Consider the following 13,654-nt stretch of genomic DNA (forward strand, 5'->3'; position numbering starts at 1 on the left):
CAAATGGATAGCAAATACTCGCCAATGCGCTGACTGCGCCTACTGCATTTTTGCTGCTGCGGGCCCGAAAAATCGTTTTTTGGGCCACCGGTGCGACAATAGAGGGCTAAATGACAAGTTCCTTTTCCAATCTATCGCTGGCTGAGCCGCTGGCGCGCGCCGTAGCCGAAATGGGCTACGAGTCCATGACGCCCATCCAGGCGCAGGCCATCCCGGTGGTGCTCACCGGCCAGGACGTGATGGGGGCAGCCCAGACCGGCACCGGCAAAACCGCCGCGTTCTCGCTGCCTTTGCTGCAGCGCCTGCTCAAGCACGAGAGCAGTTCCACATCCCCCGCTCGCCACCCTGTGCGCGCTCTGGTGCTGTTGCCCACCCGTGAGCTGGCCGACCAGGTGGCCCAGCAGATTGCGCTGTACGCCAAGTACACCAAACTGCGCAGCACCGTGGTGTTTGGCGGCATGGACATGAAGCCCCAGACCATCGAGCTGAAAAAAGGCGTCGAAGTGCTGGTGGCTACGCCGGGCCGCCTGCTCGACCATATCGAGGCCAAGAATGCGGTGCTCAACCAGGTGGAGTACGTGGTGCTCGACGAGGCCGACCGCATGCTGGACATCGGTTTTCTGCCCGACCTGCAGCGCATCCTGAGCTACCTGCCCAAGCAGCGCACCACGCTTCTGTTCAGCGCCACCTTCTCGCCCGAGATCAAGCGCCTGGCCAGCAGCTATCTGCAAAACCCCATCACCATTGAGGTGGCCCGCCCGAACGAAACGGCCTCCACGGTGGAGCAGCGCTTTTACAGCGCCAATGATGACGACAAGCGCCGAGCCATCCACCAGGTGCTCAAGACGCGCGGCATCAAGCAGGCTTTCATCTTCGTGAACAGCAAGCTCGGATGCGCCCGTTTGGCGCGCAGCCTGGAGCGTGAGGGCCTCAAGACCGCAGCCTTGCACGGCGACAAGAGCCAGGACGAGCGACTGAAGGCGCTGGAAGCCTTCAAGAGCGGCGAGGTTGATCTGCTGGTGTGTACCGATGTGGCTGCGCGCGGCCTGGACATCAAGGACGTGCCGGCGGTGTTCAACTTCGACGTGCCTTTCAATGCGGAAGACTATGTGCACCGCATTGGCCGCACAGGCCGTGCGGGCGCGTCCGGCCTGGCCGTCACGCTGGTGTCGGGCAGCGATGCCCGCCTGGTGGCCGACATTGAGAAGCTGATCAAGAAGAAGATCGATCTCGAAGCCATCGAATACGAAGAAGACCGCCCCCGCGGCCGCATCAACGACGGCCGCCGCGCATGGCGTGAAGCAGGCGAGACCGGTGATCCGCGCGATGCGATTCCAGGGGCCGTGCGTGAACGCAGCGAGCGCCGCGAACCCCGCGAGTCGCGTGAACACCACCGGGGTTTCCGCCCTGCCGTGGCCTCGCGCGATCCCTTCTTCGAAAAGCCTTACGAACCGAGCAGTGCGGATACCGCCCCCGCCTGGGAGGCCGCCGCCAAATCGCCTGCGCGCAGCAGCATTTCGGCCAACATCAAGCCCAAGCGCAAGGTGGCGGCCCTCTTCAAGGCCACTCAGCCAGAAACTTCGGTGCAGTGATAAAAAACAGGTCTTTTTGGGCCTGTGGCGCTAGAAGAATAAGCGCTGGTAGCTATATTTTCAATAGCGGTCAAGTTCCCTTCAACTTGCGTGAAGGTGGTGGTCGGCCCTGAGGTTGGGGGCCAGGCCGCGCAGCAAGCGCGTGTCGATGCCGCCGAACAGAACGGCCTGCCCACCACGCTGCTGCACAAACTGCTGTGCCGCCCCCGCGCTGCCAAAGGCGGGCAGGTTGCCGGCCCGCATGGGCCCCAGGGCCGACGAACCTGTCACGTACACCGCTTCCTGCGCGTTCAGCCACAGCCCCGTGTCGGTATCGGTCACGTAGCGGGCCACGATGGCGTCGGGCGTGCGGCCCCGCGTGTAGTGGTCCACGTTGCCCAGGTACAGCATGAGACTGAGCGGGGAGTCGAAGAAATATGCGTCCCCTTGCGCAAAAATGACCTGTGCCGCCCACGCCCGTGCGCGGGCCGGGTACATGCCACACACCGGGCAGCGCGCGTCGGCGGGCACCTCGCGCGCAGCGGCCAGGGGCTGGCCCAGCGCAGGGTCGTAGGGCGTGGGAGGCGCCACCACGCACACATCGTCGCCCACTCCCTCCAGGGCGGCGTTGCCGGATGGCGGGGGCGGGGTGCGCTGGGGCCATTGCCACGCCACAAGGCCTGTCGAGCCCAGCAACAGGGCTGCGAGCACGGCGCGCCGAGCGGCGGGGCGTGGGGGGGGCGGTATCAATGCCGACACGGGTGGCTCACATGCGTGTGTCTTGCTGGGCCCCGCCGCTCAGGTCCACCATGGCGGGCTTGATCTCGGCAAAGCGCAGCACCTTGCCGCCATATTCAGCAGCAAACTTCTTCGCGTCGGCCTCTTGCGCAAAGCTGCCGATGGTGGGGCCCATGGAGCCGTGGCGCTTGCCGCCCACCACGTAGAGGGCAGTCTTGCCTTCGATCCAGTGGCCCTGTGGTGCATTCCAGTCGGCTTTGCCCATGTCCTGCACATACACGGCCTGCACGGCGCGCACCTGCTCGCCGGCCAGCAGGGTGCTGAACAGCTCCACCGTGTCGCAAAAGAACGAGGGCTTGTCCTGCCCCGCGAAACGCACCTGCGCCTTGGGGCCGGGGTAGTCGGCCAGCAGCATGCCGTCGAGTTCGCAGCTGGTGGTGCGGTCGATCTCCACGGGTTTCAGGGACTGCGCGCTGTTGTCCGCCTGGCTGCAGCCGGTCAGGCCCGTGAGGCCGGTGAGCGTGCCCAGCGATGTAAGGGCCGCCCAGCCCAGCAGTTGGCGCCGTGTGGCGCACGCGCATTGGTATTGGTTGTGCGATTTTTTCGTCATGGCTTGAATCTCCAGCTCGCCAGACCCAGGGGCACTACGATCCAGCCCGCCATCACCGCGCCCATCAGCCATGGCTTGGCCAGGGCAGGGGGCACGATGCTGGTCAGACCGTACAGGGTGCGCACGTCGTCCAGCGAGAACACGTTGAGGATGCGGAAAACGTCGGCCGGGTTGAGCAGCAGCAGGTAGGCCATGGCCTCGCCGCCATAGCTGCCGCCTGTGGCCACCAGGGCGCCTAGCAGCAGCAGGTCAAACACCAGCACAAAAAAGAACCAGGCGGCAATCGCCAGGCCTGAAGCGCGTGTGCGTTCGTGGGTGAGCACCGAGAGCAGCACCGCCATGCTCAGGAACGCCAGCCCCAGCAGCACCGAGCTGAGCATGAAGCCGCCGTAGTGGAACAGCGCAGCCCCGCTGAACTGCCGGACCAGCAGCACGGCCACCAGGCCAAACCCCGCCAGCGTCGAGAGCGTAAGCGCCGCCGCCAGCCCCAGGTACTTGCCCAGCAGCAGCTCCAGCCGCGTGATGGGCAATGACAGCAGCAGATCGAGCGAGCCGCGCTCGCGCTCGCCCACGATGGCGTCAAAGCCCAGCAGCAGCGCGATCAGCGGGATCAGGTAGATGACCAGGCTGACCAGGCTGGCGATGGTGAACTCGATGGAGCGAAAGCCCACCGTGCCCTGCTGAGCGCCGCCAAAGTAGGCAATGGCCAGCGAGAACACGGTGAACACCAGCGCCACGGCCAGCACCCAGCGGTTGCGCATGCGGTCGCGGAACTCCTTTCCTGCGATGGTGAAGATTTGGGTGAATTCCATGGTCAGTCTCCGCGCAGCCCGAAGTACACGTCTTCGAGCGAAGGTTCGTGGATGTTCACATCCAGCAGCCGTGCGCCCAGCGGCGCCACTGCGGCGAGCACGGCCATCTTGGCGCTGCGGGGGCATTCCACGTGCAGGCCGTTGGGGGTGGCCGTGGTCGTGATGCCGGGCAGCGCGGCCAGTGCCAGCACACCCGCCGCTTGGTCCGTGGCGGCCAGCGTGAGGGCGATGGCCAGCGGCATGTGTGTCTGCTCGCGCAGCGCTTGCACGCTGCCCAGGGCCTGCAGCTTGCCAGCGGCCAGGATGGCGAGGCGGTCCACACGCTCTTGCAGCTCGGCCAGGATGTGCGAAGTGATGACGATGGTCACGCCCCGGGCCTGCAGTCCGCGCAGCGTGGCGTAGAAGTCGCGGATGGCCTGCGGGTCCAGGCCGTTGGTGGGCTCGTCCAGCAGCAGCACCTGGGGTTCGCCCAGCAGGGCCTGTGCAAACCCCAGGCGCTGGCGCATGCCCTTGGAGTAGTCGCGCACGGCGCGGTTGCCGGCATGGGCCAGGCCGACGCGGTCCATCAGCTCAGGGCATTGGGCCAGCGGCGCGCCTTTGAGCTTTGCAAAAAAGCGCAGGGTTTCCAGCCCGCTGAGGTTGTCGTACAGCACCACGTTCTCAGGCAGGTAGCCCAGGTGGCGGCGGGCGGCACGAAAGTCGCGGCCCTGCACCGTGGCGCCGCCCACCCGGATCTCGCCCGAGGTGGCGGGTGTGAGGCCCAGGATCATCTTGAACAGCGTGCTCTTGCCCGCGCCGTTGTGGCCGATGAGGCCAAAGATCTCGCCGCGCGCGATGCGCAGGTCGATGCCGTCCACGGCGTGCAGTGCGCCGTAGTGCTTGTGCGCGCCCCGCACCTCGATGGCGGGGGGATCGCTCAGGTCAATGGGGGGAGGGTTGCGTGTCACGCTGGAAATTCCGTTGGGGTTGGTTCGGTTGCATGCGGGGCTGGGGGTCCACCACGGTGGGCACGCGCAGCACCGGAAACTGCTGGCCCACCAGGCGCAGTGCCTGCACGGCGGGGCTGGCCAGCAGCAGCTTGATGCTGGGGTGGCGCCAGGTCAGGCGGTCCACCATGTCGTTGGCTTCGTAGGGCACATCGCCCACGCCGTTGCCGTCGCGGTCCCAGCCCAGGTAGTTGCTCCAGTGGTTGCCGCCGCCGGTGCCCCAGCGCTCGTCGCGGGCGCCCACGTAGCGCACCTGTTCGCGGTTGCCAATGAAGTCGTTGTTGTCCACCTTGTTGCGGGTCGAGCCGGCCGACAGGTGCACGCCCACCGTGTTGCGCGCCACCAGGTTGCCGCGCAGGGTGACGTACTCCACGTCGTAGATGAAGAAGCCCCGGTTGTTCTCGGCCACCACGTTGTTTTCGATCACCGAGTCCTGCATGGTGCGCAGCATGATGCCGTGGTCGGTGTTGCCCCAGGCGCGGTTGTTGCGCACCACCTGGTCGCGCACTTCCATCAGCGCCAGGCCGCCCCGGTTGTAGTAGGTGTCGTTGTCCTCCCACAGGTTGTAGTAGGAGTTCATGTAGTGTGTGCCGTAGCGGCTGTGGTGCAGCTTGTTGCCCCGGAACACGGCGTGGTGGGATACATCCACATACAGCGCGTCTCGCACAAAGCTGATGTGATTGCCCTCGATGCGTGCGCCCGTGGTGTTGTACAGCTGCACCCCGTTGCCACGCTGGGACGAGCCCACATCGCGCAGGCCGGTGATGGTGTTGTGCAGCACCTGCACGTCGTTGGCCTTCTCGATCCACAAGCCGAACAGGTTGTAGGTGAGGTCGTTGTGGCGCACCACGGCGCGGTGCGCGCCAGGGAAGATGTAGATGCCCGCGTTCTGGTCCTTGAGGCTGGTGCCCGAGTCGCGCACGATCAGGCCCTCGATCACCACGTCGGGCGCGGTGACGCGGATGGTGTCGCCCTGCTGCCCGCCGCTGAGGGTGGGTCGGTCGATGCCGCGCAGCGTCAGGGCTTTGTCGATGCGCAGGTTCACACGGTAGGCGCCACGCAGCACCTCCACCGTGTCGCCCGGTTTGGCGGCCTGGATGGCGGCCTGCAGGTCCTGCCCGGGGCGCACCTGCACGGTGGCAGCGTGGGCGGGCAGGGCCAGCAGGCACGCAGCCAGCGCCACGAATGCGGTGAATGCGGTGGCAGCAAGGGGGGGCTTCATCACGCCAGTCCCACCACGGCCTTGATGGCCAGGAAGAGTGCTGCGCCGATCAGCAGGTTCTTGAAGCCCACGTAGCTCAGCATGTCCATCACGCCCGCCCGGCGGTACTGGCCCTGCCACCACGGGCCGTCCTTCACATAGCGCTTGCCCGACAGGCGTATCAGCACTTCGTACACGCTCCAGCCAAACCACCAGCCGATGATGGCGCCCGACGACAACGTGCCCATGGCGGTCATCACCCAGGCCACGCTGGCGGCGACGGCCAGCGAGAAGCCTGCGATCTGCAGGCCACGGCCTGAGGCCCAGCCTTCACGGCTCCAGGGCCACAGGTGGTCCACCAGCTCCAGAACGACCCAGCGCAGGCCTTTGGCGTCGGCCTTGTGTGCGGGCAGTGCTGGCGTGGTGGGCATGCGTGGGTCCGGCCCCTGGGCAGCCTTGGCCGAAATCTGGTCTTGCACCGTGGCGGGGTGGATCGGGATGAAGTAGCCGTTGGCGCCGATGGGCGTGATCTCCAGGCCATCCTTTTCGCGGCGCTTGCGCTCTTTTGCCAGGGGCGGGCAGCCCTTGGTGTCGGTGTAGAGCACCATGCAGTCCAGGCAATGCAGGCATTCGCGGTGGTCGATACGGCCATCGGCGTCAATCGCCTGGGCGCCGCAGCCCACGGTGCAGGCCTTGCAGCTGTTGCAGTCCTGCTTGCGCTTGAGGCCAAACCAGCGGAACGTGCTGGGCATGGCCAGCGAGGCGCCCAGCGGGCAGATGTATTTGCAATAGGGCCGCTCGATGAAGATCGACACGCCCAGAATGGCCGCCACAAACAGGCTGTAGGGCCAGGCGCGGTTCAGCACACCGACGAGGAAGGTGGTCTTGAACGGCTCCACCTCGGCCAGCTTCTCAGCCAGTCCCATCGAGAACATCGACACCACCAGCAACCCGAAGAACACCGCGTACTTGACCCACTTGAGCCGGTCGTGCCACTTCTGCGGCAGCTGGGTCTGGAACCGCTTGAGGCCCACCGTGCGCGCGATCTTGTAGATGCCCTCCTGCAGCGAGCCAAACGGGCACATCCAGCCGCAGAACAACCCGCGCCCGAACAGGAACACCGTGACGATGATGAAGATCCAGAACAGGAAGATGAACGGGTCGGACAGGAACAGCGACCAGGTCCACTGGAACAGCAGCGAATGGAACCAGGTCAGCACCTGCGTGATGGAGGGCTGCGCCATGGCGCCAAAGCCGATCCAGCCGATGCTGAGTGCCCAGAAGCTGTACTTGAAGGCGTTGACGGGCCACTTGTTCTTGTGGGTGGACAGGCGGGTGAGCTTTTCGCGCAGGGCGTAGACCACGCTCACGGCGACCAGCAGCACGGCGAACAGTGCGATCTCGACCGCGCGAGATTTCCACACGCGCACCCAGGGGGCGTCGGGCTCCTCAATGGTGGGGCGCCCGCCTTGCAGCGTGGCGGCGGGCAGCCAGTAGGGCGTGTCAAAGCTGGTGAAGCTGCGTGTGCCCGTGGCCCGGTCCACGCGGTTGCCCAGAAAGCTCAGCTTCCACGGATAAGCCGCCGAGAACGCACTCGAGCGGATGATGAAGATGACCGACTCGTTGTAGCTGGGTGCACCTGCGGCCTCGATGCCGTACAGGTTGAGCGCGTCCAGGTCGCGGAAGGTGAACGAATCCGCCCCCTGGCGCACCTGCACGCGGTCGTAGATGCCGCCGCGCACAAAGCCCGAGCCCTTGAACGATTCCTTGCCGCCGGTGCGGACGATGAAGAAGGCGTGTTCGCCCTCCTTGAGCTGCAGGCGCAGGTTGTTCCAGCCGTTCTCGCCCAGCAGGCTCTTGCCAATGTCGGGGTGGTTCAGGTCGCCAAACCACAGCTCGATGAACGGGTCGGGGCCCTTGTCCAGGCCCACTTGTTCGGGCGCCACCCGCAGGCGCTGCACGGTGCCTTGCTGCACCAACTCGGCCCAGGTCATGCGCTTGCCGGTTTCGGCATAGCGAGCGGGCTCGCGCACCGTGGGCGCAAGGATGCCCACCTGTCGCGCCACAGCCGAGCCCGAGGCCATCATGACCTGGTTCTGCGCGATGACGGTGACGGTGGCGCCCGAGATGGCGTCCAGACCCAGCACGTTCTCATCGGGGCGCGACTGGCCCACCTCGATCTTGTCGGCCACCGACTTGCCCAGGTACTGGGCGTTGAACTTGAGCAGTGCGGATTCAGGGATGCCCAGCAGCAGGATGGGCTCGGAATGCTTGAGCACCTTCACGCCCACAAAGCGGCCCTGTGTGTCCATGCCGATCAGCGTGACCACGGGTTTGCCGGAGTAGGCGGGGGTGTCGGTGATGTCGGTGGAGAGCATCACATAGCCCAGCAGCTTCTTTTGCGCGCTGTCGTTGTCGTAAGCCTCTACGTAGGGCGGCTGGCCCTTGCGTTCAGAGAAATGGCTGGCGCCGGGAAACACGTCCTTGCACGGCACCAGCGCGCACATGTCGCGCGCGGTAGGCAGGTCCGCAGGCAGTTCGGCCTCGTAGGCGCCTGCCGCAGCATGCGCGCGCGGCGCCAGCCAAAGTGCTGCCAACAAGACCAGAAGAAGCGTGGCGAACTGCCGACGGAGGGAAATCATGAAACTATCTTTTTGATAGCTGCCGGCGCATATTCTTCAAGCGCTAGCGGCCAATATGATTCGAAATGGGGCACAAACGTGACAACTGGCGCGCCCCAGGCGAGAGCAGCCAAGCAAGGGCCGCCCCGCCGCGAGGGCTGCGTCCCCCTTCCCGAATCGCGCAGCGATTCGGGAAGGGGGAAGGCGCGCAGCGCCTCAGGGGGATGCTCCGAATCACCCCTCCACGATCATGCGGGTGCGCATTTCCAAATGCAGCGCATGGCAGAAGTGCGTGCAATAGCACCAGAACACACCGGGCTTGTCGGCCACGAAGCTCACCGACTTGGTCTCCAGCGGGTTCACGATGAAGTTCACGTTGTAGTTCGGGATCGCAAAGCCGTGGGTCAGGTCTTCGATCTTGTCCAGGTTGGTCAGGATCAGCGTGACCTCGTCACCCTTCTTGAGCTTGAACTCGCGCAGGCTGAACGCCGGGGCTTGCGAGGTCATCTTCACGGTGACCTTCTTGCCATTGCGGAACACGCCGGACTCCTTGGGGTCCTTCACGGCCAGCGGGAACTCGTCGAGCGTGTAGACCTGCTTGGGGCGCACCAGGTCGCGCTTGAAGATGATGAAGTCATGGGGCTCGCCACGCACAGGGTGGTCGGCCAGCAGCACCATCTTCTCGCCCGAGATGTCGATGAGCTGTTCGTTCTCGGGGTGCAGCGGGCCCACGGGCAGGAAGCGGTCCTTGGAGAACTTGCAACCCACCGCCAGGATCTTGCCGTCGGCGGCCTTGGTTTCGGACTGCGAGGCGTTCAAGTGGCCGGGCTGGTATTGCACATCGAGGCGGTCCACCACGTACTTGGCGGTCTTGTCGCCTGCGTGGAACTTGATGGCAGCCTCCACGTTCCACTTCACGACCTGGCTGTCCAGGAACAGGGTGGTGTAGGCATTGCCACGGCCGTCGAACGCGGTGTGCAGTGGGCCCAGGCCCAGCTCCACTTCGGCCACGATGGCGGAGTCCAGCTTTTCGAGCTTGCCGTCAAAGTAGTCCAGCACCTTGGCCAGCTCGATCACGGTGCCAGTGGGCGAGAGCTTGCCGGCGCAGATGAAGTACTTGCCATCGGGGCTGGCGTTCACGCCGTGCGGGTTCTTGGGCACCGACACATAGGCGGTGAGGGCGGTCTTGGGATCCTTGTTGGCTTCGTGCGTGCCGTCCACCACGGGCACCTTGCTGGTGCCGATGGTCTTGAACTTGCCAGCCTTCACGGCGGCTTCAATGCGGCCCACGTTGAAGAACAGGCAGGCGTCGCGCTCGGCGGACATCATGTCCTCGTACTTTGCGCCCATCTCGGTGTTGTACTGGTTGGTGGCGGCCAGCTTGCCGTCGTACGACGTGGCCACCAGGTCGCAGTTGCCGTCGATCAGCACTTGCCAGCGCACTTCCATCGTTTCTGCATCCACGCAGCTGAACATGGAGCGGTATTTGCTGGAGTCTTCGGTGCCCGTGTTGGGCATGGGAATCGCGAACTCACCGCCGCAGAACACGCGCGTGGTGTAGTTGATGGCCGGGTCCACCGGGTCGGCCTTGTCCGGGAAGATGCCGTGAAAGCCCTGCACGTTGGGCAGCTTGGTGATCTTGTCGCACACGAAGTAATCGAGGCGGATGCGCGCGATGCGGCTGTTGATCTTGTCGTTGATCCAGGCGTAGCGGCCGTCGTAGTTGCCGTCCTTGTACGAGGCGTGCGTGTGGTGGGTGTCGGCCACCGTGTATTCGAGGTGACCATCGGCCTTGGTGCCCATCACGGCCTTGGACTCGTTGGTGATGCCCCAGCCCACGAGCGCGTCAGGCACGAAGCAGGGGATGCGGGTGATTTCGCGGCCCGAGGGCAGGCCCAGCACGCGCATGTCGCCCGTGTGGCCGCCGCTCCACAGACCGTAGTAGGTGTCCAGTTCGCCGGGCTTGAGGTGGGGGTTGGCACCGCCGGCCGCGTGGCTGGCGGCAGGGGCTGCCGATGCCGGTGCCGCAGGTGTGGCGGCGCTGGGCTTTTCGTTGCAGGCGGCAACGCCTGCGGTCAGGCCCACCAGGGCTGCCGTGTTGATGAAACTGCGTCGGCCCAGGCCAGCAGCGGGAAGGGAACTGTCTTTTCTCTCGGTCATGGTTTTCCTCTTTGGGATCGCTCAGTTGAAAAGGGGTGGTGCACGCGCAGGGGGGCTGAGCGCCATCCCTGTGCGAGCGGAAAGTGATGTGTGAAAGAGGGGCGCCAATGGGGGCACTGCCGCGGTGGTGTTTGCTGTGATCGGGGTAGCGGGTGGAGCGTCGGCGGCCAGGCACAAGGGGCAATCAAGGCCGGCGCTATCTGCCGCCACCAGGCCCTCTGCGGTCTTCACCACCAGGCGGGTGCCACCTGTGCCGGAGCAGACCAGCTCCAGGGCACGGGGCGCTATCAGCGGCGAAGCCGCTGCTGCAGCCAGCGCCATGACAAACCACGCCAGCAACCAAAGGCGCAGGGTTCGGACGGTTGGATGGCTTTGCATGGGGCGGATAATAGATTCATGTAATATGAATCAATTTGATCTGGATCATGTTCTGGCGAGGCCTGTAACTGCCCAAAAGGGCCTGTTGCCTCTAAAGTTCATGCACCGGTCTGAAGTGGCGCTGCATGCATTTCGTGCGCAGTCACAGGCCCCCTCAGATGTTTTTAACCATCAAGAACAGGATGTATGCGATGCAAAAGAAAACCGTGTGGGTCGCCGTAGCGATCTTGGCCGCGCTGCTGGCCGGTTGTGGCGACAAGAAGTCGGAACCTGCACCTGCTGCCGCACCCGCCGCAGCGACGACTCCGGCGCCCGCGGCGGCCCCTGCCGCCCCGGCTGTCGCAGAAAACGAAGTGGGCAAGGGCGTGTTCGGCAAGACCTGCGCCATGTGCCATGCCGCGGGCGTGGCCGGTGCCCCCAAGCCAGGCGACAAGGCCGATTGGGGTCCGCGCATTGCCCAGGGCAAGGACACGCTGTACAAGCACGCGATCGAGGGCTTTACCGGGGCCAAAGGCATGATGCCTGCCAAGGGAGGCTCTGCCAACCTGACCGATGACGAGGTCAAGGCCGCCGTGGACTTCATGGCCGACAAATCGCTCTGAGCGCAGACGCCATGCAGCAAGCTTCTCTGCATTCCCACGGTCTGTTGCGCCGTCGCATGGTGATGGCGCTGCCTTTGCTAGGTGGTGCGACCTGGGGCGCCGGCGCGGCAGCCCACGCGAGGGTGGTGTCTGAACGCAGCTCGCGGCCACTGATGGGCACGCAGGTGGATATGGCTGTGGAGGGTGTTGACGCCCTGCTGCTGCGCCGCGCCATGGACCGGGCCTATGCCGAGATGCAGAGGCTGGAGGCGCTCATGAGCCGCTACCAGCCACGCAGCGTGGTCAGCCGCATCAACCTGGCTGCGGGCGTGACGCCGGTGCAGGTTCCGGCCGAGGTCATGGCGGTACTGCAAAGCGCACAGCGTGTGTCGGCAGCGAGCCGTGGGGCCTTCGATGCCACCGTGGGAGCTTTCAGGTCCTGGAACTTTGGCCCGGGCGAAAAGGTGGTGCCAGGCGCCAGCGAGATCGCGCGGCAACTGCCGCTGGTGGATGCACGCGGTCTGGTGCTGGATGTGGCCGCAGGCACTGCCTACCTGGCTCGCCAGGGCATGGCGCTGGATTTGGGTGGCATCGCCAAACTCCCGATTCTGAAAGCCGGCATGGACATGCTGCGCTCCGAAGGGGTCGAGAATGCCATGATCAATGGCGGCGGTGACGTGCTGACCCAGGGGTTGTGGCAAGGCCGACCCTGGCGTGTGGGCTTGCGCGACCCGCGGTCTCCCGAGCGCTTGCTGGGCGTCGTGGCGGTGGCAGGCACCGGTGTGGTGGCCTCTTCAGGGGACTATGAACGCTTCTTCTTTCACGAAGGCCAGCGCCAGCACCATGTACTCAACCCGCGTACGGGGCGCCCGGCATTCGGGGTGCATGGCGTGAGTCTGGTGGCGCGGGATGTGGCGGCCGTCAACGGACTGGGCGCCGCGCTCATGGTGAAGGGCCCGCAGGCGGGCAGGGCCCTGGCGCAGCGTATGCCGGGGCTGGCTGTGCTGATCGCCGGGCAGGATGGTGGTGTCTGGCAGTCTGCCGCCATGTCGGCCTTGCTCGAGCCTATACCGTCTTGAGTCGGTTGCGGCTCTGAGCGAGCTGGCGGGTCTTGGCGAGATGGTCTCCAGACACTCAGCCCGGGGCCTGGGCCTGCTCGCAGTGCACCTGCAGCAGCTCCCGCTCTTCCAGCGTCGCGCCAAAACGCACGGCGCTCAGGCAGCCGCCCCATACACAGCCAGTGTCCAGGCCCAGCAGGTCGCTGCGGTTGAGCCACCCCAAGGTGGACCAGTGGCCAAAGGCCATCAGCGTGCCAGCGGTGCGCCGGCCCGGCACATCGAACCAGGGCATCAGGCCCTCTGGGGCAGCGCTGGCGCTTTCGGTGCTTTCAAAATCCATCACACCCTCGGATGAGCAAAAGCGCATGCGCGTCAGCGCGTTCACGATCACGCGCAGCCGGTCGGAGCCTGTGAGGGTATCGCTCCAGTGGTCCGGCGTGTTGCCATACATGCTGTGCAAGAAGGCGGGCAGGTCCGGGCTACCCAGCACGGCATGGACCTCCTGCGCGCGTTCCAGGGTGTCTGTGGGGGTCCAGGTGGGGACCACGCCCGCATGCACCATCAGCAGGGTCTGGCCGGCATGCTCGTGGGCCCGTGCCAATGGCTGGTGGCGCAGCCACTCGAGCAAAGCGCTGCGGTCCGGGGCGTCGAGCACCGAGGCCAGGGTGTCGCGGCGTGAGGGTTTGCGCGCGCCGTGTGCGGCAGCGAGCAAGTGCAGGTCGTGGTTGCCCAGCAGGCAGCGGATGGCGTCGCCCTGCTGCATGCAGCGGCGTAGCACGGCGGCGGAGTCGGGGCCGCGGTTGACGAGGTCCCCCAGCAGGTACACCGTGTCACGGCTGGCAGAAAAGCCGATGGTGTCCAGCAGGCGCCCCAGGGCGTCGTCGCAGCCCTGAATGTCGCCGATACAGTAAAGTGCCATGATGGTCGTCGGTTGCAAA

The 13,654-nt window shown here is 65.5% G+C and carries 11 protein-coding genes; 3 read left to right on the plus strand and 8 right to left on the minus strand.

Going from position 1 to position 13,654, the window contains the following annotated elements:
- Window positions 1–110 precede the first annotated feature (110 nt).
- Window positions 111–1,592, plus strand: coding sequence for a DEAD/DEAH box helicase (locus tag C8C96_RS09880; RefSeq protein ID WP_056746757.1), 1,482 nt, complete (start codon window positions 111–113; stop codon window positions 1,590–1,592).
- A gap of 81 nt (window positions 1,593–1,673) precedes the next feature.
- Here the strand turns inward: C8C96_RS09880 and C8C96_RS09885 are convergent, their stop codons facing one another.
- The 7 genes from C8C96_RS09885 to nosZ all read right to left on the minus strand — a co-directional run bounded on the left by C8C96_RS09885 (window position 1,674) and on the right by nosZ (window position 10,699).
- A complete protein-coding gene (locus C8C96_RS09885; protein ID WP_121942198.1) occupies window positions 1,674–2,330 on the minus strand; it encodes a nitrous oxide reductase accessory protein NosL in 657 nt (218 codons plus the stop codon).
- 7 nt (window positions 2,331–2,337) lie between these two features.
- On the minus strand, window positions 2,338–2,919 hold the full coding sequence (locus C8C96_RS09890) for a nitrous oxide reductase accessory protein NosL (RefSeq protein ID WP_121942199.1): 582 nt from the start codon (window positions 2,917–2,919) through the stop codon (window positions 2,338–2,340).
- Complete coding sequence (locus C8C96_RS09895; RefSeq protein ID WP_121942200.1) at window positions 2,916–3,731, minus strand: ABC transporter permease; 816 nt, start codon at window positions 3,729–3,731, stop codon at window positions 2,916–2,918. The genes C8C96_RS09890 and C8C96_RS09895 overlap by 4 nt, the downstream gene beginning before the upstream one ends.
- Before the next feature lie 2 nt (window positions 3,732–3,733).
- Window positions 3,734–4,678: an ABC transporter ATP-binding protein gene (locus tag C8C96_RS09900; RefSeq protein WP_121942201.1), complete on the minus strand. Its 945-nt coding sequence runs from the start codon at window positions 4,676–4,678 to the stop codon at window positions 3,734–3,736.
- Window positions 4,653–5,939, minus strand: a complete 1,287-nt coding sequence (locus C8C96_RS09905) for a nitrous oxide reductase family maturation protein NosD (protein WP_199737460.1) — start codon at window positions 5,937–5,939, stop codon at window positions 4,653–4,655. The genes C8C96_RS09900 and C8C96_RS09905 overlap by 26 nt, the downstream gene beginning before the upstream one ends.
- On the minus strand, window positions 5,939–8,560 hold the full coding sequence (locus tag C8C96_RS09910) for a NosR/NirI family protein (RefSeq protein WP_121942202.1): 2,622 nt from the start codon (window positions 8,558–8,560) through the stop codon (window positions 5,939–5,941). Before C8C96_RS09910 ends, C8C96_RS09905 begins: the two co-directional genes overlap by 1 nt.
- 213 nt (window positions 8,561–8,773) lie before the next feature.
- Window positions 8,774–10,699 (minus strand): TAT-dependent nitrous-oxide reductase, encoded by a 1,926-nt coding sequence (nosZ, locus tag C8C96_RS09915; RefSeq protein WP_121942203.1) that lies wholly within the window; start codon window positions 10,697–10,699, stop codon window positions 8,774–8,776.
- Window positions 10,700–11,268: 569 nt separating this feature from the next.
- On the opposite strand from nosZ, the gene C8C96_RS09925 reads away from it, so the two are divergent.
- On the plus strand, window positions 11,269–11,679 hold the full coding sequence (locus C8C96_RS09925; protein ID WP_121943955.1) for a cytochrome c5 family protein: 411 nt from the start codon (window positions 11,269–11,271) through the stop codon (window positions 11,677–11,679).
- An 11-nt stretch (window positions 11,680–11,690) separates the two neighbouring features.
- Window positions 11,691–12,737, plus strand: coding sequence for an FAD:protein FMN transferase (locus tag C8C96_RS09930; protein WP_121942205.1), 1,047 nt, complete (start codon window positions 11,691–11,693; stop codon window positions 12,735–12,737).
- 55 nt (window positions 12,738–12,792) lie between these two features.
- On the opposite strand, the gene C8C96_RS09935 is transcribed toward C8C96_RS09930, so the two are convergent.
- On the minus strand, window positions 12,793–13,635 hold the full coding sequence (locus tag C8C96_RS09935; RefSeq protein WP_121942206.1) for a symmetrical bis(5'-nucleosyl)-tetraphosphatase: 843 nt from the start codon (window positions 13,633–13,635) through the stop codon (window positions 12,793–12,795).
- Between the last annotated feature and the right edge of the window lie 19 nt (window positions 13,636–13,654).

The organism is Acidovorax sp. 100 (genome assembly GCF_003688355.1).
GTDB classification, from domain to species: Bacteria; Pseudomonadota; Gammaproteobacteria; order Burkholderiales; family Burkholderiaceae_C; genus Acidovorax; species Acidovorax delafieldii.